The organism is Microbacterium sp. (assembly GCF_031178445.1).
Classification (GTDB): Bacteria; Actinomycetota; Actinomycetes; order Actinomycetales; family Microbacteriaceae; genus Microbacterium.
The window spans coordinates 300610-327239 of record NZ_JAPSIY010000002.1 but is presented as its reverse complement, the minus strand read 5'-3'; the positions used below and the strand labels follow the sequence as shown (position 1 = coordinate 327239).

At 65.8% G+C, this 26630-nt stretch carries 22 protein-coding genes; 11 read left to right on the top strand and 11 right to left on the bottom strand.

What is annotated here, in order from left to right:
* Nucleotides 1–103 precede the first annotated feature (103 nt).
* Nucleotides 104–1069, bottom strand: coding sequence for a glycosyltransferase family 2 protein (locus RIN43_RS04390; RefSeq protein ID WP_309127663.1), 966 nt, complete (start codon nucleotides 1067–1069; stop codon nucleotides 104–106).
* Between the two features lie 126 nt (nucleotides 1070–1195).
* On the opposite strand from RIN43_RS04390, the gene RIN43_RS04385 reads away from it, so the two are divergent.
* Nucleotides 1196–2257 (top strand): glycosyltransferase family 1 protein, encoded by a 1062-nt coding sequence (locus RIN43_RS04385; protein WP_309127662.1) that lies wholly within the window; start codon nucleotides 1196–1198, stop codon nucleotides 2255–2257.
* A 15-nt stretch (nucleotides 2258–2272) separates the two neighbouring features.
* On the opposite strand, the gene RIN43_RS04380 is transcribed toward RIN43_RS04385, so the two are convergent.
* From RIN43_RS04380 to RIN43_RS04365, 4 genes are read right to left on the bottom strand one after another with little or no spacing between them, the layout of a single operon-like run.
* Nucleotides 2273–3181, bottom strand: coding sequence for a polysaccharide pyruvyl transferase family protein (locus tag RIN43_RS04380; protein ID WP_309127661.1), 909 nt, complete (start codon nucleotides 3179–3181; stop codon nucleotides 2273–2275).
* Nucleotide 3182: 1 nt separating this feature from the next.
* On the bottom strand, nucleotides 3183–4340 hold the full coding sequence (locus RIN43_RS04375) for a glycosyltransferase family 4 protein (RefSeq protein ID WP_309127660.1): 1158 nt from the start codon (nucleotides 4338–4340) through the stop codon (nucleotides 3183–3185).
* Nucleotides 4327–5955: a polysaccharide biosynthesis tyrosine autokinase gene (locus tag RIN43_RS04370; RefSeq protein WP_309127659.1), complete on the bottom strand. Its 1629-nt coding sequence runs from the start codon at nucleotides 5953–5955 to the stop codon at nucleotides 4327–4329. The genes RIN43_RS04375 and RIN43_RS04370 overlap by 14 nt, the downstream gene beginning before the upstream one ends.
* A 25-nt stretch (nucleotides 5956–5980) precedes the next feature.
* The gene (locus RIN43_RS04365; protein ID WP_309127658.1) at nucleotides 5981–7414 is read right to left on the bottom strand and encodes an O-antigen ligase family protein; all 1434 of its coding nucleotides are present in this window, start codon (nucleotides 7412–7414) and stop codon (nucleotides 5981–5983) included.
* Between the two features lie 202 nt (nucleotides 7415–7616).
* Between RIN43_RS04365 and RIN43_RS04360 the strand changes: the two genes are divergently transcribed.
* The 5 genes from RIN43_RS04360 to RIN43_RS04340 all read left to right on the top strand — a co-directional run bounded on the left by RIN43_RS04360 (nucleotide 7617) and on the right by RIN43_RS04340 (nucleotide 13045).
* Nucleotides 7617–8153 (top strand): hypothetical protein, encoded by a 537-nt coding sequence (locus RIN43_RS04360; protein WP_309127657.1) that lies wholly within the window; start codon nucleotides 7617–7619, stop codon nucleotides 8151–8153.
* A gap of 245 nt (nucleotides 8154–8398) precedes the next feature.
* Nucleotides 8399–9709 (top strand): UDP-glucose/GDP-mannose dehydrogenase family protein, encoded by a 1311-nt coding sequence (locus RIN43_RS04355; RefSeq protein WP_309127656.1) that lies wholly within the window; start codon nucleotides 8399–8401, stop codon nucleotides 9707–9709.
* On the top strand, nucleotides 9709–10827 hold the full coding sequence (locus RIN43_RS04350; protein ID WP_309127655.1) for a glycosyltransferase: 1119 nt from the start codon (nucleotides 9709–9711) through the stop codon (nucleotides 10825–10827). Before RIN43_RS04355 ends, RIN43_RS04350 begins: the two co-directional genes overlap by 1 nt.
* Nucleotides 10824–11873: a hypothetical protein gene (locus RIN43_RS04345; RefSeq protein ID WP_309127654.1), complete on the top strand. Its 1050-nt coding sequence runs from the start codon at nucleotides 10824–10826 to the stop codon at nucleotides 11871–11873. The genes RIN43_RS04350 and RIN43_RS04345 overlap by 4 nt, the downstream gene beginning before the upstream one ends.
* Complete coding sequence (locus RIN43_RS04340) at nucleotides 11870–13045, top strand: glycosyltransferase (protein WP_309127653.1); 1176 nt, start codon at nucleotides 11870–11872, stop codon at nucleotides 13043–13045. Before RIN43_RS04345 ends, RIN43_RS04340 begins: the two co-directional genes overlap by 4 nt.
* A gap of 28 nt (nucleotides 13046–13073) precedes the next feature.
* Here the strand turns inward: RIN43_RS04340 and RIN43_RS04335 are convergent, their stop codons facing one another.
* The 5 genes from RIN43_RS04335 to RIN43_RS04315 are packed head-to-tail and all read right to left on the bottom strand — an operon-like array spanning nucleotide 13074 to nucleotide 19205.
* Nucleotides 13074–14237, bottom strand: a complete 1164-nt coding sequence (locus tag RIN43_RS04335) for a glycosyltransferase (protein ID WP_309127652.1) — start codon at nucleotides 14235–14237, stop codon at nucleotides 13074–13076.
* Entirely contained in the window at nucleotides 14234–15247 is a 1014-nt protein-coding gene (locus RIN43_RS04330; RefSeq protein ID WP_309127651.1) for a Stealth CR1 domain-containing protein, read from the bottom strand. The genes RIN43_RS04335 and RIN43_RS04330 overlap by 4 nt, the downstream gene beginning before the upstream one ends.
* Nucleotides 15247–16431, bottom strand: a complete 1185-nt coding sequence (locus RIN43_RS04325) for a glycosyltransferase family 4 protein (RefSeq protein WP_309127650.1) — start codon at nucleotides 16429–16431, stop codon at nucleotides 15247–15249. Before RIN43_RS04325 ends, RIN43_RS04330 begins: the two co-directional genes overlap by 1 nt.
* Nucleotides 16418–17884, bottom strand: coding sequence for an MOP flippase family protein (locus tag RIN43_RS04320; protein WP_309127649.1), 1467 nt, complete (start codon nucleotides 17882–17884; stop codon nucleotides 16418–16420). Before RIN43_RS04320 ends, RIN43_RS04325 begins: the two co-directional genes overlap by 14 nt.
* Nucleotides 17877–19205 (bottom strand): O-antigen ligase family protein, encoded by a 1329-nt coding sequence (locus tag RIN43_RS04315; protein ID WP_309127648.1) that lies wholly within the window; start codon nucleotides 19203–19205, stop codon nucleotides 17877–17879. Before RIN43_RS04315 ends, RIN43_RS04320 begins: the two co-directional genes overlap by 8 nt.
* 352 nt (nucleotides 19206–19557) lie before the next feature.
* On the opposite strand from RIN43_RS04315, the gene RIN43_RS04310 reads away from it, so the two are divergent.
* From RIN43_RS04310 to RIN43_RS04290, 5 genes are all read left to right on the top strand, one after another.
* Nucleotides 19558–21039 (top strand): sugar transferase, encoded by a 1482-nt coding sequence (locus RIN43_RS04310; RefSeq protein WP_309127647.1) that lies wholly within the window; start codon nucleotides 19558–19560, stop codon nucleotides 21037–21039.
* Between the two features lie 79 nt (nucleotides 21040–21118).
* Nucleotides 21119–21547 carry a hypothetical protein gene (locus RIN43_RS04305; RefSeq protein WP_309127646.1) on the top strand — a complete coding sequence of 143 codons (429 nt, stop codon included), beginning with the start codon at nucleotides 21119–21121 and terminating at the stop codon, nucleotides 21545–21547.
* Nucleotides 21548–21584: 37 nt separating this feature from the next.
* Nucleotides 21585–22823: a heparan-alpha-glucosaminide N-acetyltransferase domain-containing protein gene (locus RIN43_RS04300; protein WP_309127645.1), complete on the top strand. Its 1239-nt coding sequence runs from the start codon at nucleotides 21585–21587 to the stop codon at nucleotides 22821–22823.
* A gap of 52 nt (nucleotides 22824–22875) precedes the next feature.
* The gene (locus RIN43_RS04295; protein ID WP_309127644.1) at nucleotides 22876–24687 is read left to right on the top strand and encodes an ABC transporter ATP-binding protein; all 1812 of its coding nucleotides are present in this window, start codon (nucleotides 22876–22878) and stop codon (nucleotides 24685–24687) included.
* 34 nt (nucleotides 24688–24721) lie between these two features.
* Nucleotides 24722–25837 (top strand): acyltransferase, encoded by a 1116-nt coding sequence (locus tag RIN43_RS04290; RefSeq protein WP_309127643.1) that lies wholly within the window; start codon nucleotides 24722–24724, stop codon nucleotides 25835–25837.
* Here RIN43_RS04290 and RIN43_RS04285 read toward each other — a convergent pair.
* The gene (locus RIN43_RS04285; protein ID WP_309127642.1) at nucleotides 25795–26619 is read right to left on the bottom strand and encodes an alpha-1,2-fucosyltransferase; all 825 of its coding nucleotides are present in this window, start codon (nucleotides 26617–26619) and stop codon (nucleotides 25795–25797) included. The two genes, RIN43_RS04290 and RIN43_RS04285, sit on opposite strands and share 43 nt — an antisense overlap.
* Between the last annotated feature and the right edge of the window lie 11 nt (nucleotides 26620–26630).

The following is a 26630-nucleotide window of genomic DNA, read 5'->3' as shown; positions in this document are numbered from 1 at the left end:
GGTATCGGGAATATCGGTTCAGCGTGCGCGTGTGCGCGCCTCTGGGCTCGCGCGTTGCGCGGGCAGAGCGTACGCGACTCGAAGCGAGGGCAATCCCCTCAGATCACGGATGATCGCCCGTGTAGACGGCACGGGCCCGGTCGTTCGGGCGGAGGGCCGCGAGCAGGCCCGACGCGGTGCCGACGAGGTCGGTCGCCGCGCGTGTGAGGCCGCCGGCGACGCCGCGCAGGCGGGCACGGACGCCTTGCTTGGATCGCCAGCCGGTGACGCCGGAGACCGCTTCGGCGGCGATACGGGCGCCGTTCGAGAGCAGGTAGCGCGAGAGGTGGGGGTCGGTCCAACCCAGCGTGGTGCGCAGCAGCATGACATGATTGCGTGCCCCATAGAAGCGGTAGCGCAGATCGAACCGTCGGCCCTTGGCGTAGTCCCCGGCCACGTGCAGCACCACGGCATCCGGCGCGTACACGATGCGGTATCCGGCTCTACGCACGCGCAATGCGAGGTCGCTGTCCTCGCGCAGGCAGGTGCCGGGGTAGTAGTCGTGGATGCCGCCGATCTCGTGCAGCGCCCGCGTGCGCACCGACATGTTGGCGCCGAGCATATGGTCGACATCGACCGTGCGTCCGGGATCGGCCGCGAAGTTGCCGGTCAGCCTCCCATCGGGCAGGAAGCGCCCGATGCGATCCACTCCGTCGTGCTCCTCGCCCTCCCTGCCGTTGCGGGCACGTCCACCCACCGCGCCCACGTCGGAGGGCTCGTAGGCGGCGAGCAGCCGCTCGAGCCACTGGGGTTCGGCATACGCGTCGTCGTCGATGAACGCCACGACCTCCTCGGTCGCGTCCACCGCTCCTATCGCGCGCGAGGCCGCGAGCGTTCCCGCCCCGAGGTCGTTGCGCCGGTATTCCACGCCGGGGAAATCCGCCACCACGTCGGCTGTGAGCGTGTCGGGCGAAGCATCCACCACGACGATGCGCTTCGCAGGCACGGTCTGCGCCGCCAGATGCTGCAGGCATGCGCGCACGTGTTCCGGCCTGCGGAACGTTGCCACGACCACCACGGCGTCACGCACCTCGTGCTCCACTCCCCAGGCGATCCCCCCACGGAACCGACGTTGACTCGACTATAGCGACGCGGTGGCCGAGTGATTCGTCGGGGCGCTAGATTCGGGGCACCGGTCCCGCAACGAGAGACGCGTATGCCTCAGCTATCCATCAGCACGATCGTGACGAGCACGCCGATGGGGGCGCAGGCCTATCAGGCACAGGTGATCGCCCGCGCACCGGAGGCACTGCTCGACTCACCAGTGCCGTGGCGCGTGCGCACGCTGGAGGTGCGCTCGATGCGCTCGGCACTGCCGGGGAACCGCCGCCTGCCGCTCGGCCGCATCGCGCGCGCCTCGCCGACCGTTCGACGTGCCGTCGGCCGGATGCTGCACGCCGGCGACACGGTGTCGCACCGCATGGCGCTCGAGCTGCCCCCGTCACCGCACGCCGACGTCGTGACGTTGCACGACGTCGTGGCCTGGCGTTTCGCGGACGAGTCCGCTCCGGTGCCTTCTGCCATAGATGAGCTGCGTCGCTCCGCCGCGGTGGTCTGCGTTTCGGCGTTCACCGCCGCCGAAGCCGTCCACTTCCTCGGCATCAGTGATCCGCACGTGGTGCCCAACGGCGTCGACCCGCGCTATTTCGACGCGCCCCTTCCGACTGCGGTGCAGCGGCGTGCGTGGGGCGCAGACGGTCCGTACGTGCTGCACGCGGGTGGTGCGGCCGAACGGAAGAACCTCGCCGCCCTGGCAGAGGCCTGGCCCGCGGTCCGGCGCGCCCGCCCCGACCTGACGCTGCTGCTCGCGGGCCCGCCGCATCCGCGTCGCTCCGCACTCTTCCACAACATGGCGGGTGTACGACTGCTGGGCCGCCTGCCCGACGGTGATATGCCTCAGCTCGTCGCCGGGGCGGCAGCCGTGGTGGTCCCCTCGCTGTACGAGGGCTTCGGCCTTCCCGTGCTCGAGGCGATGGCGGCGAACGTGCCTGTGGTCGCCGCGAACACCAGCAGCCTGCCCGAGGTCGCCGCCGGTCACGCGATCCTCGTCGAACCCGATGCCGCCTCGATCGCTCAGGGGCTCACCGACGCGACCTCCGGCGACCCCGCCCTCTCGTCTCTGGTGCGGGGAGGTCGCATGCACGCGGCGGAGTTCACCTGGGAACGCAGCGCCGCGGGGCACGCGGCTGTGTGGCGAGCGGTCGCGGACCAATTCTGAAGTCGTCCGCGCCGTTCACCCGCGCAGGCCCTTCCACACCCCTCGCGGAAACGGATGCTGGCCGAGATCCAGATCGGCTGCCGCGCGGATCGCGGCTTCGAGACCGTCACGGAGCCGGTCGACGACGACCGTATCGGCCGCCCACGCGTCATCGACGAGCTCTGCCAGCGAAGCGGCCTGCTCGAAGGGACGGAACCTGGTGCGCCCGGGCGTGACCGCAGCCTCGTAATCGCGGAACTTGAAGTCGCCGCCGCCCAGCGGCGGATCCAGGGTCGTCCAGACCGCCGGGATGCCGTAGGCGTCGGCTGTGACGAGCCCGTGCAGCGAGGTGGTGACCACCGCGCGTCCGGTGGCTATCTCACGCACGGCGGATGCCGCACGCCGGTGCACGTTGACCGTCCGCGCGAAATCTCCCGCCCGACGGGTGAGCGCCGCGAGCGCTTCGTGGGCGCGATGGTGGCCGTGTGGCACGACCACGATCCGCCCGTCCTCCGCTGGTCGCGCGATGTGGCGCGAGACCAGCAGCCCGGGGTCACCATATGCGGGCTCCTCCTCGACACCGATGCGTTCAGCGGTGAGGGGTCCGCGCACGGCGAGCACGGCAGCGTCGGCCAGCGGATGCGGCGCGTCGTTCATCAGCCCCGTCCCCCAGACCGCGCCCGAGTAGTCGCGCGGCAAGAACTCGAGCAGACTGCCGACGCCGACCAGGCGCGCCGCCCGGGGCTCGCGGTACAGGGGCACCAGTCCGTAGCGCGGCAGCAGCATGGGTGTCAGGTCATCGCCGAAGTTGGGGTGACCGTCCCACCAGAACGTGGGGACGACAGCGCCCGACGTGCGCGACCGAGTCTCCGTGAACGCAGTGGCGAAGCGTCGCAGCTGGCGTGCGCGGCGGCGCAGCGTGCCCTCGTACCTCAGAACGGCCACGTCACGCGCCGTTCCGAGGGCGACGGAGGATCGCGTCGAGCATCATCTCGTACAGCAGGGCGACGCGCGGCCAGCTGAACGCACGTACGCGCTCGGCTCCAGCGGTGGCCAGCCTGCTGCGCAATCCGGCATCGGCGATCAGCCTCCGGATGGTCGTGGCGAGCGCTTCGATGTCGAGCGGGTCGACCAGCAGGCCGTCTTCGCCGTCGCGCACGAACTCGGCCGCGCCCCCTCGAGTGGTCATCAGCAGCGGGGCGCCGCCGCGCCACGCCTCCAGAGCGACGATGCCGAACGACTCCGAACGACTGGGCACCACCACCGCGGTCGCCGCGGCGATGCGCTCGGCCACGCCTGAAGCATCCCGCTCGCCGAGCAGGCGCACGCGCGAGTTGAGACCGGCGGATTCGATCCGCTGCTGCAGGGCGTCTCGCTCAGGGCCGTCGCCGACGATCTCGAGTCTCACGTCGTCGATGCGCGAGACCGCATCGATGAGAAGGTCGAATCCCTTCATTCTTCCGAGCCTGCCCACGGCGACGAGCAGATCATCCTGCCGGGCGACATCCCCGATCGACGGCAGCGCCGCGACGCCGTTCGGGATGACCGTGCCCACACGCGCGCCGAATCTTGCTGTCAGATCGTCCAGCACGTAGCGGCTGGGGGCGGCGTGAGCGGCCGATGCCGTGAGCGCATCCCGCAACGTGGAACGCAAGAGCCTGGATCGAGCGAAAACGGCGTTGTCGTCTCCGAGGGTCTCGCCGTGCGACACGACCACGAGCGGAATGCCTGTCCGACGATGCAGCCGCAGCGCGTACACGCCGTTCGGGCCGAAGCACTGCACGACCAGCACGTCTGGTTGCAGCGCGCCAGCGGCGGCCTTCCATCTTCGTCGAGCCGCCGGAGCGGTGTACGCATACTTCAGCAGTGCACCGAGTCGGCGGGCGGGTAGGGGCGTGGGCAGATATCGCACTGGCACTTTTCCGGTATCGGTCGGCGCGGCACGCGCCCCGCGGTCGACGGTCCACACCTCGACCTGGTGACCTCGGACGTGCAGGGCGTCCGCGATCTGCGCGACGTGCTCCTCCACCCCGCCGACGTGCGGTGCGTACGACGACGAGATCAGCGCGATGCGGTGGCGCCGCCCCGCATCACTTCCCGCCATCAGGGATGCGGCCCACCACCGCCGTGTCCGGCGGGGAATCGTCGAACAGTTCGTCGAGAAGATCACTGTCTGCCGGTCGCGGTGCGGACGCCTGGCGTCGCCCGCGCGATCCGGCACGCGCAGTCGACGCGGAGTCCGCCGTCACCGGCACTCCCCTCGTCGAGGCGGTCTTCTTCTTACGCGGATGCGCCTCGGCCTGCGGCCGCTCATGGCGGTCGTCGGCTTCGGCCCCGGCGGCCTCGTAGGCGTACACGCCGCCATAGGTGCCGCCGGTGACCGGGACACGGTTGAGCACGACGCCGAGCACGTGTCCGTGGATCTTCTCGAGCACGTCGATCGCCTTGTCCACGACGTCGTACCCGGTGCGTCCTGCCGACACGACGACGAGTGCCCCGTCCGCGTGCCTGGTCAATACGGCGCCGTCGGTCACGGCGAGCAGAGGAGGGGCATCGACGATCACCATCGCGTGCTTGGCGAGATCCTTGAGCAGGGAGTGCATGCGCTCGGAGCCGAGCAGTTCGCTCGGGTTCGGCGGCAGCGTCCCGGCTGGGAGCACCAGGAGGTTGGGGATGCCGTTCACGCGTCGAAGCGCCTGCGTGATGTCGATCCGTCCCGCGAGCACGTCCGTCAACCCGATGTCGCCGTTGACCCCGGTCGTGTCGGCCACGGTCGGGCGGCGCAGATCCCCGTCGACGAGGATCACGTGCGCCCCGTTCGCGGCCAGTGTTCCAGCCAGGTTCGCCGCCACGGTGGATTTGCCTTCACCGGGCATCGCGCTCGTAACGATGATGGTGCGCGGCGGATGGTCGACGTTCATGAACTGCAGGTTGGTGCGCAGCATCCGCAGTGATTCCCGCACCGCGAAATCGGCGCGCTGCGCCTTCACGCCGGTGACCTCTTCGTCCAGCCGATACAGACGCTTGCCGCCCGACAGCGTCCCGACGTCCGGCAGGGTCCCCGCCACCGGAACGCTGAGCCGCTGCTCGACGTCGTCGGCGCTTCGTAGCCGACGATCGGCGATTGCGCGGACGAGTGCGAAGGCGACGCCACCGCCCAGACCGAGCAGCAGACCGACGATCATCGCCATCACGGTGTCGGGGAAGATGGGCGCGCCGGGCAACGACGCCGACTCCCCCAGCTGAATCGTCATGTCGGCGCTGCCGGGCTCGCCGCTGCCCTCAACACGATCGATCTCCGACGCGAGCGCGGTCACCCAGGCTGAGGCGAGATCACGTGCAGACGTCGGCGATTCGGAACTGGCCGTGATCTTCAGAATCGCCGTGCCCTCAGGGTTCTCGACCACGATTCGCTGCACCAGCGCTTCGGGCGACGCCGATAGTCCGAGTTCATCGGCGGCGTGCTGTGCGACGGAGCGCCAGGTCGCCATGTCGAGATAGGTGGGCACTTTGCTCTTGGCGAGGCTGTCCGCCTGCCCCGGTGAGAACAGCGACTCGTCAGTCTGGTCGCTGATGGTGATGTAACCGCTGGCGTCGGCTTCATACACTGGGGTCTGCAGCTTCGCCCAGCCGTAGCCCATGCCAACGCCCACCGCCATCATCAGAATGATCGCGAGCCAATACCGTCGGAACGCGCCGGCGTAATCACGAAGCCTCATCCCCAAGCCCCCTCGTTGTGCTTGATCATACGCTCAGCTCCTCCGGCCGCACCCCGGCTCTCGCCAGCCTCCGATCGAGCGTGCCGCGCGCCATCGCGCGGCGACTCCGCTTTCGCCGCGACACCCACAGATCGGTGTCCGGCTGCTGCTCCCTGGCATGGGCCTGCGCGCCGAGGCACAACCCGGCCAGGAAGAATGGCACCGACACCTGCGCCGCCACCCAGAACAGGTCGAACTGCGCCTGCACGATGCGCGAGAGCACCAGACCGAAGGCGAGCATGCCGAACTGGGGATTCACACGCCACAGCACGACGAGCATGACCGCCCACATCGCGACGAACCCGACCAGGCCGAAGATCCCGGCTGATGCCACGACCTCGACCTCTGCCTGTGGAGGCTGGAAATCGGCCGTCGGGTGCACGTACCAGTAGCGCAGCCCGTGCCCGAAGAGCGGCGAGTGCTTCCAGAGGGCGTACACCTCGCGAAGCCAGTCGACCCGCTGGTAAAAGGAGTTGAACTTGTTCTGCGAGTCGATCTGCTCGATCACGCTCTGCACCACCAGGATCGCCCCGGGAATCGCCAGTACGAGCACGAGCACGATGTGGTCGGCCGCCCCGCGACGGAGGGTGTGCACGAGCAGTGCGATCGCGAGGCCGATGGCTGCCTGCCGCGATTGGGTGAGCACGAGCCCGATCAGGAAGATCACGAACGCCGCCCTCGCCCATCGCGAGTCGATGCGCGCCCAAGGCGGGTTGACGTAGGCGACGAGGGCCCCGAACGCCAGCATGCCGCCCGCGAAGTTCTTGTGCATCGGCCAGGGCCAGGCCGGGTAGACGGCTTGGAAGGGCTCCCCCGCCACAGTCTGCGCAATCGCCGTGCCGAACGTGCCGATCGCGATCAGAGCAGTCGCCGCCAGGAACAGGGTGAACACCAGGCGGGCGCGCCCGGCTCGGCCTACCACCCAGCCGGCGACCAGCGCGCCGGAGACCAGCAGCCAGGCATGCACCCATTCGATCGTGTTCTGCAAGTAGGGATTCACGATGACCGTGAAGACCGTCGAGAACTGGTAGCCCAGATTGGCCCACAGCAGGGTTCTCATCGGCGGGCTGTAGTCGTGACGCCCCAGCAGCACCGCCGCCCCCAACGCGGCTGCGAGCGCCGCATCCGAGACGGTGAGATCGACGCTGCCGACCCCGAGCCGCTCGGTGACCAGTAGGGCAGGTGTCGCCATCAGGACGATCGCCAGCGGTTCGGCGGTGGTGAGCACGACTCCGATCGCCAGGCAAGCGATGACGGATGCCGTGACGGCGCCGTTCGGGACGCCGCGGTCGAGCAGCAGATACACCGCGAAGACGACGCCGCACGCGAAAAGACACCACCTCCAGACATCCGCCCAGAGGTCGCCGACCCGCGAGCGCTTCCCCTGCCGCCCCCGGATGCGCGAAGCATCCATCCCCATCGCCCCAGTATCCCCCGATGCGAGGCGCTTCTCGAAGGCCCGATTCGATCGTTTTCCGCCGCTCTTCGATCATCTGGCGACAAGCGAGCATGCGATTCGCGACTTCTCCGACACTCTCGGAGATGTCATCCGACATCCGCCGCTCCCCGAGTGGCGCCCCTCTTCTTCGCCAGGCGAAAGCCACGAACTCCCCAGGAGAACCATGACCATCGAGAAGACTGAAGTTTCGCGCCGCACGCTCGTCAAGGGCGCGGCCTGGTCGCTGCCCGTCATCGCCGTCGCGGCTGCGACCCCGTTGGCTGCTGCGTCGGCCGCTACCTCTGACCTGGTGCCGGTGCTGAGCGGTCCCGTCACGCTTAACCTCTCGCTCGGCCCAGTAACGCTCGCGTCCATCAACGTCGTGAACACGCTGACGATCACGAACAACGGAACCGTAGCGTCTCCTGCTGGTGCGACGGCTACCGTCACGTACAACTCGGCGCTGCTGACGCTCAACATTAGCGGCGTCGGAGTTGATGTCCTCCCCGGCGACGGCTCGGACACCCTGACGCTCCCCGCTATTGCACCGGGCGAATCCCTCGTGATCAACCTCGGGACGACGCTCGACAGCCTGCTTGACCTGTCGCTCCTTCAGAGCCTGCTGGGCGGGGACCCCGAACTTCTGGAGGTCGCACTGGCGGGAGACGGCGTCACCAGCAACAACAACACCTCGTCGGAGATCGGGATCTCGATTCTCTGATCCGCAATACAGCAAGGGCGCGTCTCCATTCTTGGGGGCGCGCCCTTTTTGCGAGTTGGAACTTGCGCGCAATCGAGCGGGCGATCGGGCCATCCATGCCGTACGCCGCTGCCTATTCACGAGGATCCACATCTCGTTCACCTGGCTGAGCGCATGGCTTGGGAGCGCCTACTTGAGCAACGGCACGACGCGATGCCGATTGCATAGGGAATGATAGAGGCAGTGCCGTTCGGGGAGGGGAAGCGATGCGTCTGTCAGTCATCGGCTGCGGCTATTTGGGTGCTGTGCACGCCGCAGCCATGGCGTCGATCGGTCACGACGTCATCGGCATCGATGTCGACCCACGCAGAATCGAGTCACTCACACGGGGTGAGGCTCCCTTCTTCGAACCGGGCTTACAAGACCTGCTCACCGAGGGGCTCCAGTACGGCCGGCTGAGGTTCAGCACGGACGTCGCTAATGCCGCTGGCGCCGCCGTCCATTTCATCGGCGTTGGCACTCCGCAGCAGCCAGGCGGCGACGCAGCCGATCTGACGTTTGTGAACGCCGCGGTCGACTCGCTCCTTCCTCATCTGTCGGAAGGCGACGTGGTGGCGGGCAAGTCCACCGTTCCTGTTGGTACAGCTGCTGAACTCGCGCCACGCGTCTCCGCGGCCGGTGCCACTCTCGTCTGGAACCCGGAGTTCCTCCGTGAGGGCTGGGCGGTGCAGGACACGATCGATCCCGATCGTCTCGTCGCGGGTGTGCCCTCCGGCCGAGACGGCGAGCGCGCCGCCGAGCTGCTGAAGGACGTGTACCGCCCCGCGGTCGACAAAGGTACGCCGTTCATCGTCACGGACTATGCCACCGCCGAGTTGGTGAAGGTTGCCGCGAATGCTTTCCTCGCCACCAAGATCTCGTTCATCAATGCGATGGCCGAGATCGCCGAGGTCACAGGTGCGGATGTCACTCAGCTCGCCGACGCGATCGGGCACGACGTCCGGATCGGCCGGCGCTTCCTGGGCGCCGGCATCGGTTTCGGCGGCGGTTGCCTGCCCAAAGACATCCGCGCTTTCGCTGCACGTGCCGAAGAGCTGGGCCGTGGTGAATCGGTGAACTTCCTCCGCGAAGTCGATGCGATCAACCTGCGACGTCGCGACCGGGCTGTCGAACTGGTGGTCGAGGGCCTTGGCGGCAGTGTCTACGGCAAGAAGGTCGCGGTGCTCGGTGCCGCCTTCAAGCCGCACAGCGACGACGTTCGCGACTCCCCCGCGCTTGACGTCGCCGTGCGACTCAACGGCTTGGGCGCGAACGTGGTCGTCACAGACCCGCAAGCAATCGAAAACGCGCGACGCCTCCATCCGCAGCTGACCTACGAAGCGGACCGCGACGAGACCATCCGCGACGCCGATGCTGTCGTGCTCGTCACCGAGTGGGACGAGTACCGCCGCGAGCTCACCCCCGACCACGCGTCGACGCTCACCGACGGCCGCGTTGTCGTCGACGGTCGGAACGGGTTGGAGGCGTCCGCGTGGCGTGCAGCTGGTTGGCAGTACTACGGGATGGGGCGCCCCTGATGCCCGGCCTGCTCGTCCACGAATGGATCGAGTCGTCAGGCGGTGCCGAGAACGTCCTCGAAGCAATGGCGCGAACGTTCCCGGATGCCGACATCCAGTGCTTGTGGGATGATGCTCCCGACCGCTTCGCCGACCGTTCGGTACGCGAGACCTGGCTTGCTCGCACACCGCTACGCAGGCACAAGGCGCTCGCGCTCCCTTTCACGGTCAGCGCTTGGCGACAGCTTCCTTCACCGCGGGACTACGACTGGATGCTGGTCAGTTCGCACCTCTTCGCTCATCACGCAACGCTCGCGGGTCGAGATATTCCGAAGTACGTGTACGCCCACACACCAGCCCGATACATCTGGAATCCTGAACTCGATGAGCGCGGCAACAGCGCCGCTGTTCGGGCAGTGTCACCGTTGTTCCGTCGCATTGATCGAAAGCGCGCGCAAGAGGCAACCGCGGTCGCAGCGAACAGCGCCTTCGTGCGGGACCGAATCGCGCAAGCCTGGGAGCGCGAGGCGACCGTCATCCACCCGCCTGTCGCCGTGGAACGGATCCTCTCGCACGATGACTGGCGAGCCGAGGTGCAGGAGGAGTCGGAGCGCCGGCTGCTCGAAGAGCTGCCGTTGAAATTCATCCTCGGAGCCTCGCGGTTCATCCCGTACAAGCGCCTCGACCTCGTCATCGCCGCGGGCGAGCGGGTCGGACTGCCTGTGGTGCTGGCCGGGCGGGGGCCGGAGGAACAGCGCCTGCGTGCGATCGCGGCCGACGCCGGCGTGCCGGTGACGATCCTGCTGTCGCCGTCCGACCAGCTGCTCTACGCCCTGATGCAGCAAGCGACGGTGTTCGTGTTCCCCGCCGTCGAGGATTTCGGAATCGCGCCCGTCGAGGCTCAGGCCGCTGGAACACCCGTGGTCACTGGGCCGATCGGCGGTCAGCTAGAGACGTTCGAGAACGGTATCAGCGGAGTCATCGCAGACTCGACGGCTGACGTCGATCTGGCTCGAGCCATCGAACGCGCAGCCTCTCTTCCGGCTCCGGACCGATCCAGCGCTCGACGGTTCAGCGAGGAGCAGTTCGCACGACGATTGCGCGACTTCATGTTCGCCTCACCCAAGGAGCAGCGATGAGCCGATCGGACGCCGCCGCAGTGCTTATGATCTTCGACCCGAAGCTCGAGCGCGGCGGCGGCCAGGTCGTGTTGGAACACCTTCTCCGTCATCTTGAGACGCAGCCCGCCGTTCACCTAGTGATGCCAGCAACCGGGCAGGGAAAGATCAGCATTCCCGACGGCGTGACCCGCCATACCGACCTTGACGCGTTCAGCCACGCGCTGTCGCCGGGTAACGCCGTCGTCATGGTCTCTAACGCAAACTCGGGAATGCCCGCAGTGTTGCGAGCTGCGCGCCGGCTGCGGTCACGCGGCGCGCGCGTTCACACGATCGCGATAGTGCACAACTATCCGTCAGACCCTCTTCGAGCGTTCGCCACGAAGCGACTGTTAGGTGAGTTCGATGAGGCCGTAGTCGTGGAGCCTGGACTAACCTCCTTGCGCGCTGATGCTCGAACTCCCAGCTGGTTGAGCCTCGAGGAACCGCTCACGCGCGCCGCTGACTATCCTGCCGGCGGGATCACGCGTACTGGGAAAGTGAAATCTTATGGGCGTCCGGATCACGAGAAGGGGCTCGATCTGCTCCCCGCGATCTTCGGGCCGTTGGAGCAGCTCGGGTATGAATGCCGGGTCGCGCTCGGGAGTGGGTTCAGTGAAGACGACCGATACGCGAGACGCCTGCGACGGGATCTCGCACCGTGGCTCGTCGATGGTCGTCGCGACTCATCCTGGATCGAACCGGGCGATATCTTCATTGTTCCGTCCAGGAGCGAGGCTGCCTGCCTCCTGGCACAGGAGGTGCTATCGCGTGGCGCATTCGGTGTGGCGAGCCGCGTCGGCCTGATGCCCTACCTCACGCCAGACAATCTCGGAATGCGCACATTTCCGTGTGAGGACACCGCAGGTGCAGTTCGGGCGGCCCGGGAAGCGCTGGAGATGGATGCAGATCGATTCTCACTCGAATGCCTTGAGGGTGTTCGACTGATCGAACACCGAGCGGGGCGCTGGTACGCCGACGTCGTGCGCATGCTGCTTGAACGCAGAGCGGCAGTCGTCGCGGCATGACTCGCCAGTTTCGGAGCCTGCATCTAGCCGACACCGACGGTTCGTCTCTGAACGGCGGCGGTGCCGAGATCATCTTCGACGCCACTGTGCGCGCTGCCCGGGACTTGGGTCACGATGTCACCGTGATGACCGCCGATCCGATCCGAACGCCGCTGTCGTACGTGTACTCCCGCCGGCACTATCGCAGCGTGCTCGCCATACTCGAGCGAAGCAGACCCGATCTCGTCCATCTGCAGAACTACTACCATTTCCTCTCGCCTAGTGTCCTCGCCGCGATTCGCGAGTACAAGCGAGCTCATCCCTCAACACGGGTCGTGTTCACAGCGCACGACTTCCATTTGATCTGTCCCAACAGCGGGTTTCAGCATTTCGTGCACTCTCGCCCCGTCTCCTACGACGTGAGCAGGCCGAGATTCCGCTGGTTTCACAAGTTCGATCGGCGATCGTGGGCGCACTCTACGCTGAAGCTCGCACAACATGTGTACGCATACCGAGTACGCCACCTGGAACGCGTGATCGACGCCATCATCTCGCCGAGCGAACTGATCGCCTCGGCCTTGCGCAATGCCGGTGTCACCATTCCCGTTCATGTACTCCGCAACCCCATCTCGGTGGGCCCGGACAAGGCCACAGGTCCACGGAGCGGTCTCGCGTTTCTTGGTCGTCTCACGCCGGCAAAGGGTCTGCTGACATTTGCGGAGATGCTCGAACGGGAAGGTGTCAGCTGCCGTATCGATGTGTACGGCGACGGTCCTCAGCGGAACGAGCTAGTTGATTTTGCAGGCCGGAGCAGCTATGTGGATCTTGCCCTGCACGGGCATGTGCGGCATGACGGCATTGCCGATGTCCTGGGCCGCCACACCGCGCTTGTCTACCCATCGACGTGGATCGAGAACGCTCCCCTCGCTGTCGTAGAAGCCGCCGCTTTAGGTCTGTCGCTGGTTGTGCCGCATCAGGGCGGAGCGAGGGAGATGGCTGAGCTCGCCGAGCAGCACCACTTCTATGACCCGGCGGTTCCGGCATCTGCTGCTCGTGCTGTGCGCGACGCGCTCGCGACTGCCGTTCCCAACCGACTTCGCGACCCGGGAGCGTTTCGTTTCGACACGTATGTCGAGGGGATACGAGCTGTCTACCGGTTAGGGGACGGTTCGACGGCTTTAGGGCAATGCTGACGGGATTGGCGTCGACTTGCGTGACAGTTCAGTCCCTGCCTTTCCGAGCCGCACGGAGGCCTGAGTGGACCTGCGCGTAAATCGACTCAAGCACTCTAGTCTGCTCGCGCACGTCGAACTGAGCCTCAACGCGAGCACGCCCGGCAGCACCCAGCCTCTCTCCTAGGGATCGGTCTTGCAATACGGTCACGAGGTGGTGGGTCAGCTCATCGATGTGCCCCTCGTCAGCCAGCAGGCCCGTGACGCCATCCTCGACCGCTTCTGCAACTCCGCCATGGCGGTAAGCGATCACGGGCAGACCCGCCGCGGCTGCTTCGAGGAAGACCATACCGAATCCTTCTGAGTCGCCGTTGGCCGCTTGGCGGGAGGGGCCCATGAATACTCGGGAGCGGCTCAGGATGTCTCGGATGTCCGCGGGGCTACGCCGCCCCAAAAACTCGATCGACGCACGATTCGATCGTGACCGCACCTCTAGCTCCTCACGCAACGGACCATCACCGACGATTGCCACGCGCACTTCTCGTCCGAGCGCATCAGCCGAGGTGTCGACCGCCGCTAGAAGATCCATGACGCCCTTCTTCGCGACCAACCTGCCCACGAAGACGACATCCCATACCTTCTGCTCCACCGCAGTCAGCGTTTCAACTGGAACTCCGATGTGATGGACGATAGTCCGTTCCGGATCAGCGCCCCAGAGGATCGCTTGTTCACGTATGAAGCCAGAGACCGCAATGACCAGCGCAGCGTCACGGAATACCTTGCGTAGGCGCCGACGATTACGCACCCCGCGGAGTCCCGAGCGGCGAGGCTGAGCGGTCACGTCCGCGCCGTGGACGGTGACGACGAGCGGAACTCCAAGTCTTTTGGCAACGCGGCGGACACGCGATGCATCCCCCCCGAAATGAGCATGCATCACATCTGGATCTACGGTGTGCACCAGCTTCGCCAAGCGAGGGCTCCAGTCGAAGATCTTGAGTAGCTCGCGGCGGGCAGAATCAGCCAGAGCGTCTCCGAATAAGACCCGATCTTCGGGGCGGGAGTTCACTGATTCGACTCGCTCCGCGCCGACTGCAACCCCTTCCCAGAGGCGGTACGAATCGAACTGGTTTCTGATGAACGTCTCCGATGGCGCCAGCCAGCCCCAGCGCCAGACGAGTACCCGCCCAACAACGCCATCTCCGGTTCTCGTCATCGAGGGGTCGCCCGCTCAAACGAGGACGGATTCGGGTGCCGACGCTGGAACGCCGCCACGACCTCGGTCTGGATCGCCTCAGGGTCACGTACCGCCCCATCGTTGAGACAGAATTGAGCGATCCGCTCTGATTCGATCGCGTGGATGACGTCATCGAGCGACGATGTGGCCAGCGAATAGTACCGACCGACCGCCTTCTTAGATCGCGCGAAGTAGTTGCCTGTCGCAAGATGCCACATCGTGGCGTAGTAAATCGGCGCCGTCTCATTTCGCGAGCGGAACACTGCTCTCCGCGCCTGCTCGATCGCAGTCGGTTCAGCCGCGTACGCTTCGGCCACGACAGACTTGATCAACGGAATCCCGACGTGAGTATCCGTCACTGGCGGGATGTTTCCGCAAGCTAGAAACAACGGGAGCCTGAAGAGCATGGCGCCGGACGACAGACGCACCGACCGACGGAACACAGTCCGCAGGTAGTCCTTGCGACTGAACTGTCGGTTGATCAGTCCGGATGCATGGAGCATGGCATGGGCGCGGTAGTCACCGTCCGCAAGAATCGTCGGCGCATTCACACCATAGGGGAGGCCGTGCCGGAAGAAGAACTCTGGCTCGAGAGGCCGACCGATGAAGAAGTCATCGTTGAAATAAACATATCGCTCGCTCAGGCCTTCGATCCGGTGAAGCTGCGACTCAATCGACCGTGAACTGTAAGTGTCGACGTCGTGCCCCTTCAACGCCCGGCCATCGACGATGTTCAGACGCGGATGATCGGTTGACAACCAGTCCGGCAATCTCGTGTCAGTGACGAAATGTATGCGCCGGACCCAGGGGCAGTACGCTTCCACCCTACGGAACCAGTACTTCAGTAGTCCCCAGTCCCGATACCGCGCATCGGACTCGTCGGAGCTCGACGCGCCCGTGCCTGCTCCGCTCGCCGCCGCCTTCCGGCGCCGCCACTCGGGATCCTGGTCGTTCACCCAGGTGACCACGAAATCAACAGGCTCAGACATCACCCTCCCCTGCCCTCCAGACTCTCCAGTAATGCACGATATTCAGCGCGTATCCTCTTCCAACTGAGGCGGTTGATGACGCGGGACGCTGCCTCGCGACGTCTATCGTCTGACGTAACCGCCACACGGAGTACCGCATCGGCAAGGTTCGCACTGTCCGCCTCGCTGTTGGCGGCCGTGTATCCGGCGATTGCCAACACCTCGGGGATACCGCCCCGGGAAGGCGCGACCGGCACAGATCCGCAACTCATCGCCTCTGCCAGCACCATCCCAAATGCTTCCTCGACGCGGCTCGGAGCAATCAATATCGGGTGCCGCCGCATCTCATCAAATACCTTACTCAGGGGCAGCGGTCCGACGAGGCTCACGGTCCCCGAGCCGTGACGTGAATTGAGTTCGCTCACTCGAGCCTCGAGGCATTCGTAGAACGAGGTGCGTTCTGACCTCAAGCCTGGCTCGGTTCCCCCCACGACCGTGAGAGTCGCTGGTACGCCGCGTTCGCGAAGCAGCGACACTACCTCGATCGCAATATCGGGTCCTTTGAGAGGCTGTAGACGCCCTACGAACAATAACTTCGGGCCCATTTGGGACAGCTCCTGTGGGACTTCCCCCTCTACCCCATTGAGGATCACCGAAGTCCGCGACTCTGGCACCCCACATTGCTGCACGGCCCGGTTCCGCGCATACTCGCTGCAGAACACATATCGGTCGGCAACCGCGGCGGGCGGAATCCGCAGCCCCGAAAAATAGCTCACGGGGTCGTTGTGCATGTGGAGGATGATTCGGCCTCGATATCCGAGTCGACGCGCAAACACCGCGTAGCGAGGGCGATTGTGGATGTAGAGAACTTCCGCGCCGCGGATCTCACGCATCAGAAGCAACACGTACCAGAACCCGCGTAGCCAGAGCGCACGTTCCCATCGTCCTTTGTGCCAGGAGGTGAATCGAGAGAGCGCTTCGGCAATGGCGGAGATGGCAATGCTGACAATTCGCAGCACTTTCGTCGATGCGGCGCCCTCGCCATTCACGAGCGCAAGCAACTTCGCTGTTGCCGGGTGGTGAGCTTGCACCTCGCGTACCCAAGTCGCCACTGCACCACCCGTGCCGTCGAGGCGCTCTTCCCTAGCCACGAGCACGATGAGAGGTGACAACCGCCGCACTCCTGCCGGATCAATCTCTCCCACGTGTCCACCTTCCGCGCTTGACGAGCTCCGCAATCTGTCGGGCCGCGGGCAATTTCAGGGCGGATGCGGTGACGGCTGTGACGAGAAGGATCAGTGTGCCCACACCCAGCAGAGTCCAAATGGGCATCCAAACGTTCGCGACCAGGTACATCATTATCGCGCCGAGGGCAGCCGCTGGCGTTACCGCGAGCGCCGGAAGCAAATGAGTGCGCACGATCGCGAGGTAGCCGGCGCCCAATAGATGCCTGAGAAGCACCTGATTCACTGCCAAGGTCATGATCCCGGACGCGACCAGTGCAACCGCCGCCCCAGTTACACCTCCAAAGTGGATTCCTGTCAACATCAACGCAATGGAGACAACGGTCTTCGCTGCGTTGACCGTGAGTCCTAGACGCTGTCGATTCTTTGCCATGAGGACGACGCCCATCGGGTTCGCGAGCGCTCGCAGGAAGCCGGAGAGGGCGAGAATCTGCACGAGCGAAACGGCCCACCCCCACTTCGCGCCGAACACGGTCGGCACGAAGACCGGAGCAGTGATCGCGAGCGCGAGCATCAGCGGGGCGTTGAGCGTCCCGGTCATCGAAATTAGTCTCAGGACCGCCGCTGAGAATCGCTCTGTGTCGTCCTGGAGCCGCGAGAGCGCCGGAAACATGACCCGAGTAATCACTGGATTGATCTTCCCCGGAACGTTCACCGAGGTGTTGTACGCGAGGTTGTAACCCCCCAACGCCGTTGGGCTGAGGCTGCGCCCGATGAGGATCGTCGCGGTGTTGCCGTCGATGAAACCGACTAGCGAGTTCAAAAACTGAAATATACCGAAATCGAGGAATCGTCTGGTTTCACGGAAGGCGAAGCGAGCGCGAAGTCGGAACACTTGTCGTCCCGCGTACAGGAACAGACCCGACCGTATCAGGAAGCCAAAGAGCATCCCGAATGAGACCCCAACGATGCCGCAGAGCGCTGATCCGCCGACAACGGCTAGAACGCTGGTAAGCCCCGCTGCGGTCTCAACGAGTGCGACCGATCGGAAGCTCAGATCTCGCTCAAGGCAAGCCCTAGACACGTGGGACTGTGCATTGACCGGCACAGCGAGCCCGAGAATCGCGATAGGGAGCGCTGCTGCCGGGTTGTTGAAGAAGTCACCAAGGGCTGGCGCGAGGAGGACGACTCCCAGACCGAGCATCAGGCCCACTGCCGCATTGAGCCAGTGAAGAGAGCTCAGCTCGCCCGCCGTCGCGCCCTGGCGCTGGATAATCGCATTGGAGATGCCAGCGATCATGAGCATCTCAACGAATCCCTGCACCATAACCAAGATGGCTACGATGGCGAACTCACTCTGGGGTAGGACGCGTGCCAGAACGATCAGCTGGATGAGCTGGGCAACGGCGAGGATTGCGGTCGAACCCGCCACCCAACCGCCACTGCGCAGAACTCGACTACGGAGGTCAGTCACCGACATCCTTCCCTGCACGCTGGGAGGATTGCGAACGCGCGCTCCAAGCGTCGGCATGAACTCCGCGGTCATCAAGGGCCACGAACAGGAGACAGAACCACACGAGCCACGTGGCCCACGCTGGCCCATCGAATGTCTCCACTCGAAGAGGTACCTCGGCGATTCCCAACCCGAGCATTGCCGTCACCGACCCGGCGAACGCGATTCTGGTAGAGGAGGCGTTCGCCGCGGCCCGCACCGCGGGGAGGACCAGAACGACGAGCGTCACGAGTCCGAGCAACCCCATCATCGCGACATAGTGAAGGAACAGATTGTGAGCGTGCGCCGCGGGCATATGCGTCACCTGATACAGCGGGCCCCCGAATCTGAAGGTCTCGAGGCCATGACCGGTTGCCCAGGATTCGGCGGCGAAACCTCGAGTGTTGATCCAGATCGCTCCCCTGCTGGTGAACGCGCCCCGATCGTCCGTTATCAGAGGCAGGAGTATTACCATCACGATTACGGCGCCCGCGGCCATCCAGATCGTCGCGGTCCTCGCCACCGCTTGCTTCTGGACCCGGAGCACGAGCATCACGAGAACCGAGATACCGGCCGCGATCAGAGACGTTCGGCTGGCGGCCAAGAACAGCGTCAATACCGACGCGACCATAACGGTCCACCGCATCGTGCGGGTTCGCAAGAGCAACGCGAAGGGAAGCAGAACCGCCAACGCGATCCCTAGGACGTTCATTTGTGAGAACGCCCCGGCGAGCACATCCTCGCCGAGGAAGCCCTTCTCGTCGTTCTGCTGCCATGCCGCAGGCCAGAACAGCGCAAGGACAAGACTTCCTACGCTTACAATCCCGGCCACGACCCCGAGAATCCTGAGGTCCGGCGACGCGAGCCCCATCGTCCACACAGTGATCGCGATGAGGATGAGGAGTAACGCCGCGTCATTGAACGAACCGCTGATCAGAACGTCCATGATCACCATGGCCGCGAGTGCGCCGATGACTAGGAGCAGACGTCCCGCCCGTTGATGGGCGCTCTGAGCCGCGTTCTGTAGGACGATGACGATGCAGACGCCGATAAGCACCACGGCCAACGGTGTGCGCATACCCTCCGCGAACGCTGTCAACACCACCGAGCTCGTCGAGTTGGCGAGGTCGTACTGCCGTCCGTTCTGCACCAAACTCACCATCGCCGGCATGGACGTGTACGCAAGGGCGGCCGCGATCAGAAAACTCAGCTGGCGGGTCCTGCGCTCGGCAGTGCGACCAGCTGGCCGGTGGGTTGTCCCCTCGCGCGCCCAGACCGAGGTGCGCGATGGTCCGGTGTTCATCCGTGTAACCCCCTCATGGATGTGTACGCATCTCGGACAACGCGCATTCGATCGGGCCTTGCCCCGCCCCGCTCGCTTTTGACGAGTCATCTCCACCTCTAGCGGTGGGAGTCGATCTGCGAGTCCAGACTAGTTCATGAAGAATGACGGTCTCCCTGCCATACCTGCCCGGCGAAGGCGCACGAGAGATAGCGGCCGATCTGAAGCTGCGTGCAGAGCGTGCGACAATGGTCGAATCGATGGAGGTCCCGATACTTCTGTCGAGCAGTCAACGGTCGGGCCGCGAGGGGCGGCGAGAGTGTGGCGTGCGTGTCGCGTTACCGTTGGCGAGTCATGGGGAGGCGACAACGGGATGGTGTCCGACGTCATCAGCGCAAGGCCGATGCTTGCATCTACAACTTCGAGAGTCGACAGGCAACGACGTCGGTACGCGCGGCGTCTGGCCATAACCGACACGCTCGTCGTGGTGCTCGCCGTCTTCGGAGCACACCTGCTGCGCTTCGGTTTCAGCAACGAGCCGCTCACGATCGGTGACCGCATACTCGATCTCGAGATCGGCTACTTCGTCACGTCGCTGTTGTTCGTCGTCGGCTGGCTGTTCGCGCTCCAGATCTTCGGCACGCGCGACGCGTCGGTACTCGAAGACGGATCCGCTGAGTCCCGCCGCATCCTCGACGCCACGATCCGCGTCTTCGGCGTTCTCGCCATCCTCGCCCTGCTCTTCCAGATTCAGTTCGGTCGCTTCTATCTGCTGATCGCCCTGCCGTCCGGCCTGTTGCTCCTTGTCGCCACGAGGTGGTTGTGGCGCCGCTGGCTGCGTCGCCAGCGTTCTGCAGGTCGCTTCCTGCAGCGCGCGATCGTCATCGGCGATCGCCACAAGGCCGAGCACATCGCAGACACCATCCAGCGCGAGCCGCAGTCCGGCATCCGCATCATCGGCGCGGTGACCACACACGGCAGCCAGGAGCCGATACTCGACGACGTGCCAGTGCTCGGCGACTTCGACGACGTACTCGACATCATCGACTCGCACAACATCGACTCTGTGATCCTCTCGACCTCCGACGCGATCACCCCCAAGCGCACACGCAAGTTCGGCTGGGCTCTGGACCAGAAGCGCATCGGCTTGATCGTGGCCCCCGCCCTCACAGACATCGCGGGCCCCCGCATCCACACCCGCCCGGTCGCCGGCCTGCCGCTCATCCACGTGGAGTACCCGCGGTTCGAGGGGCGACAGCGCATCGCGAAGCGCGCCTTCGACATCGTCGGCTCGCTCGGCCTCATCGTCCTGTTCTCGCCCGTCATGCTCGCCGTGGCCATCGCGGTGAAGGTCACGAGCAGAGGGCCGGTGTTCTACGCGCAAGAGCGCATCGGCCTGCACGGCAAGCCGTTCAAGATGTTCAAGTTCCGTTCCATGGTCGTGGGAGCGGACGACCAGCTGCAGTCGCTGCTCGATCAGCAGGGCACGTCCGACAAGCCGCTGTTCAAGGTCAACGATGACCCGCGCATCACCCCGGTCGGCCGTTTCATCCGTCGCTACTCCCTCGACGAGCTGCCGCAGTTCTTCAACGCTCTGATCGGCACCATGAGCCTGGTCGGGCCCAGACCACAGCGCGAAGCCGAGGTCGCCCTCTACGACGACGACGCGCACCGACGCCTGTTCATGAAACCCGGGATCACCGGCCTCTGGCAGGTCAGCGGCCGATCCGACCTGTCGTGGGACGACGCGATCCGACTCGACCTCTACTACGTCGAGAACTGGTCGATCACCAGCGACATCGTGGTCGTCGCCCGCACTGCGGCCGCGATCGTCAGGCCGTCCGGCGCACACTGATCGGCCTCCCTCTCCGACGGCGAGCGAGAAGATCGCGCGACTTCGCGTAATGATCCGCCCTGGCGAGACTCTCTGAAGCATGAGCATCATCGATGAGCGTGCGAGGCGTACGCAGCAGCCGCCGGTGCATTCGGCCCGTCGCGAGGCGCTCGATGCGAGCATTGAGCGCGAACTGCGTCGAGGAGAGGCGGCCAGAGCGAACGTGCGGCCACGCTACTGGGATGTCCTCAGCACCCTCGTCGAGCGCGAACTGCAGCAGCCGGAACCGACCACCGAGGAGGCGCTTTTCGCCGCCACCCCGATCTTCGGCATGCTTCGCGGTCCGAGATTCAGGCGGCGGCTGGAGTGGCTGATTCACGCGGGTCTCGTGCGTCGCGAACGCAAGTGGATCCGGCCCACGGTGGCGGGCGTCGCAGCGGTGCGACCCTTTTCGGCGCTTCCGAGGTCGCAGCGGCCCTCGCAAGATCTGCTGCGCGCTCTGAGGCGCGCTGAGATCGGCACGATCTGACGCCGCCCCCGTCACGTCGTCGTGCCAAGATAGTGCGATGACTGCACCGAGCGCGCCGCCGAAGACCGCGCCGTCTGCGGTCGGACGCATAGTCGGCATCGACCTCGCGCGTCTCGTCGCCATCGTCGGCATGATGGCCGCGCACCTGATCGCCCCCCTCGGCTCCGATTCCGGCGCTTCGTCCGTCGACCAGGCGCTCGGGAAGGTCATCGGTGCCACCGTCAGCAGCACATCCGCCACCACCTTCGCCGTGCTCGGCGGCGTCAGCCTGGTGCTGCTCACTCGCGGCATGCGTGATGCGTCGACCGGACGGATGCTGCTCAGCATCCTGCTCCGCGGCATCCTGATCGCGTTGATCGGCACCCTGCTGCTGCCTCTCGACGGCCCGATCAGCGTGGTGCTCACCTACTACGGCGCCGCCATGATCATCGCGGCGCCGGCGCTGCTGCTGCCCTCATGGGGCATCGCGATCGTGGTGACAGTGCTCTGGCTGTTCGGCGGCGCGTTCAACGCGCACGTGCGCGCCGCCCTCGCCGCGAGCCTTCAGGCGCCGGGTGCCGACGCGGGCGCCGAGATCGGCGGCGCGGTGCGCGACCTGCTCCTCACAGGCCACTATCCCGCCATCACGTGGGTGGCATACATGCTCACCGGCATTCTGATCGCGCGGATGCTCCTCGCCGCTCGAGCCGGCGGCGGCCTGCGCGCCCTCTGCTCTCGGCTGGCCATCGGCGGCCTCGCCGTCTACCTGCTGATCACGCTCGCGGGTCGGATCGTGCGCATGCGGCCCGCCTGGTTCTCACTGCCCGATCTGGGCGAGATGATGCTGAGCTCCGGCTTCGGCGCCCCGATCGGCACAGACCTGTGGATGCTGCTCATCCCCACCCCGCACAGCGGCAACCCGGCCGACATGCTGCGCACCGTCGCCGGAGCGTGCTTCGTGGTGGGACTATTGGTCGGCATCTTCGACGCCCGCTCACGATCGCGGGGGATCGCTCTTCAGACCGTCCGCGCCGCCGGCGCGGCTCCGCTCACGGTGTACACGGCCCATGTGGTCGCCACCGCCACGCTGTACAACCTCGCCATGGCCGGCACCGACGGCACAGGCACACCGTGGTACGCGCGAGGAACGGCCGTCTTCCTGGTTCAGCTCGCCGGTGTGCTGCTCATCGGCCTGGTGCTCGCCCTACTGCGCCGTCGCGGACCGCTCGAAGCGCTGCTGGGCTGGTTGAGCGGGTCGAGCCGCGCGCGAAGCACCTCTGCCGCGGTGTTACCGTGAATCGAGCGCGGGACACCCATCGGGCACGCCCCGCTCAGGGGAAAGGACGCAGATGGCGCGAAAGGCGTCGCGCAACCCGCTGATCAGGCAGCTGGGGGCGCTGTTGAGAGTCACCGGCGCGCAACCTCGCCGATGGGTGACGACGACCGTCGCGGCATCCGTGATCCTCGCCGGCCTCGACATGCTGGGGGTCGCGGCGACGATCCCGCTCATGCAGTTGATCTCGGCCGGAAGGCCGGAGGGCGATCTGCTGCTCTGGCTGGCGGAAGCCGCAGGCACGACCGCCGTCTCCACGCTCATCCCTCTGCTCGCCGGAATGGTCACACTGGCGTTCGTCGTCAAGAGCCTCGGATCGCTCGCCTTTCGCTGGTGGCTGCTGGGTCGTACGACACGCGTGACGGCGCTCGCGTCGGCAGAGCTGATGAACCGCTACGTGCTGGCGCCGTACTCCGCCCACCGAGTGCGCGCGCTCAGCACCGTGTATCGCAATATCAACGACGCGACCAACCAGGCGGCAAGCGTGCTGCTCGCTATTGTCACCCTGTGCACGGACGTCTTCGTGCTCGTCGCGATCATGGCGGTGCTCGCCGTGGCTGAGCCCTGGGTGACCCTGTTCGCGGTCGCGCTCTTCGGCATGGCGGTCTTCGGCGTGCAGAGACTTCTGCGCGCCCGGCAGCTGCGTCTCGGCGAGGCGGCGGCCGAAGCCGGCCTCGAGGCCTGGCAGTCGCTCATGCCCGCCCTCGACGGCTTCCGCGAGACGAGGCTCACGTCCAGCGCATCGAGCTTCGTCAAAAGGTTCCGTGCCGCTCGTCTGCGCGGAGCACGCGTCAACCGCGAAATGGCCTTCATCGCGGATGTGCCGCGCTACCTGCTCGAGATCGTCTTCATCGCGGCAATCGTCGGCGTTGCGATCATTCTCTCGAGTGCCGGCCTCACCGACCAGATCGTTCCCGTGCTGGGGCTCTTCGCGGCCGCGTCGCTGCGCGCGCTGCCCACGATGAACCGCGTCAGTGCCGGCCTGGCGACCATGCGCGCCGGCCAGGCAGGGTTGCGGATCATGACCGAGACCCTCGACGAGCTCGAAGCGGGGGGCAGGCACCTCGAGAAACGCACAAGCGAGACCGCCTACAGCGGCGACATCGAGCTGAATGATCTGACCTTCGCCTATCCCGATGCCGATCAGCCGGTGCTCAACCGGATCACCCTCACCATCGCCGAGAACACGACCACCGCCTTCACCGGCGGCAGCGGCGCCGGCAAGACAACGCTGGTCGACCTCGTGCTGGGGCTTCTCACTCCGACCGAGGGAAACGTGACCAGCGGCGGCCGCCCGATCGACGACGACCTGGCCGGCTGGTATGCCGGCATCGGTGTCGTGCCGCAAGAGGTGTTTCTGCTGAACGGCAGCATCGCCCAGAACATCGCGTTCGGCGAAGACCCGGCCGGCATCGACGCCGATCGTGTGTGGCTGGCGGCGCGGCAGGCGCAGCTCGCCGACCTGCTGGTCGAGATGCCCGACGGCATCCACACGATGGTCGGCGACCGCGGAGTGCGACTCTCGGGCGGGCAGCGTCAGCGCGTCGGGCTCGCGCGCGCCCTGTATCGCAGGCCGCGCCTGCTGGTCCTCGACGAGGCGACCAGCGCGCTGGACAACGCGACAGAGCATGAGGTCGCCCAGACGCTGCACTCGCTGCGCGGCCAGATGACCATCATCATCGTCGCCCACCGCCTCTCGACGGTGCGCTCGGTCGATCGGCTCGTGCACCTTCGCGAAGGACGCATCGCCGCCTCGGGTACTTTCGACGAGGTGCGCGCACATGACGCCGAGTTCGCCCGGCTGGTCGAACTCGGCCGACTCGACTGAGCGCGTCTTCCGCCGAGGCGCGCGCGCTGCTACCGTGAGTCGCGTCTGGGACGAGGGGACTTCGGCGATGGTGGCGCCCGCTGTTCGAGCATCCGATCGAGACGGGTACGTACCCGCACTCGACGGCATCCGCGCCATCGCCGTGCTCGCCGTGTACCTGCTTCACCTCGCCGGTGCGTACTTTCCAGGCGGAGCCGTCGGCGTCGACCTCTTCTTCGTGCTCTCCGCGTTCCTGATCACCGGCTTGCTGATGGCCGAGTTCGAACGCACCGGACGCGTGAGATTCGGCGATTTCTACCTGCGCCGCGCCTTCCGGCTGCTGCCTGCACTGCTCCTCTGGCTGGTGCTCGCCTCATTCACCGCCGTGATGGCAGGAGAGGGTGAGAAAGTAGCGTGGAGTGCGGCCGGCGCGCTGTTCTACTTCAACGATTTCCAGCAGGCGTGGACCGACCGGGTTGCTGCCGCGTTCAATCAGTCCTGGTCGCTCAGCGTCGAGGAGCAGTTCTACTTCGTCTGGCCTCCCCTGCTCGTACTGGTGCTCCTGCGCCGCTCCCTTCGTGTGCAGCGATGGTTCCTGCACGTGTCGGTCATCGTGGCGGTTGCGGTGGCGTTCACACCTCAGAACTACTTCCTGCCGACCGGCCATCTGCTTCCGCTGGTGATCGGATGCTGGGCCGCCGACCAGCACGCCCATGGCCGCACCTCATGGATCGCAGCGGTCACTCGTCAGCCTTGGATCGGCGCAGTCGCCCTCACCGTCTTCGCCGTGGCCACGCTGGTCGTCTACCGTCCGCTCGGCGACGTCATGTTCGTGACCGTCGCCTTCGCCACGGCCGCACTCATCCTCAACATCACCGGCGACAGGGCCAACCTGGTGAGCAGAGCACTGGGCAGCGCGGTACCACGCTGGGTCGGCGCGAGATCGTACGGAATCTACTTGTACGGCCTGACCCTCATGCACCTCGTGCCCCTGCTCATCGTGGGGATCGAGTTGAGGTTCGCCGCCCCCATCGACATCGCACTCACGATTCTCGTCGTGGCGCTGTCGTACCGATTCGTCGAGTCGCCTGTGCGACGCTGGGGTCGGCAGTGGCTGCGCGACCGGGTTCAGGCGAAGCCGTCGAGCGCTGTCCAGCTCGGATCCAGCTGATAAGCGTCACTTCCGTGTGCCATGCGCGCGTGAAAGCGGGGCATGACGATCCGCGCGTCGTCGTGCAGTGCGTCCGCGATGTACGCCCCCCAGTACGAGAACGTCGAGTTCGCCCCGATCAGCGAATGGGACCCGGCAAGGGCGAGAAGGTTTCGCAGGGGGTCCGGCGCCGCATAGTCGACCTGCTCTGCCCCGTCGCGCAGCATCCGGTCGAGACGCGTGCGGCACCACTCCGCGTCGTCCGACACGACGAGCACATCCCGCCGCTCGGGGAACAGCTTCAGCGCCGCCTGCACATACGGCACGATCTGGAAGCCGTGCTTCGCTTCGAACTGCGTCGCATAGAAGTCGCCGCGCCGCACGTTGACGACGAGCCTGGCGGGCGGCCCATGCGTCACCTGCCCGGCGAACACCTCTCGCACGAACGCGTGCAGCTGATCACGACCGAAGTCGACTCCGAAGCGCTGGTACAGCCATTCGGGGTCCCATTCGCGCCGGTCGGAGAATCGCACCTCTCGTGGCGCGAGCGTGAGTTCGCGCAATGCGGGGAAGCGTTGCAGCCATTGAGCCATCCCGTACGACTCCCGCACCATGACATCCGCGCCCTCTGCCTGGTGAAGGTGCGCATTGAGCCACAGATAGAGGAAGTTGCCGAGTCTCATCCCGGTCGGCGGCGTACACAGTACGACGCGGTCGCCGCGCCGCAGCCGGTCGAGTGCGTTCCCGAGCGCGTGGCTCCCGAAGTCGATCGTGCGATGTGCAGCTCGCTTCGCCTGACTCACGAGGGGGCTCT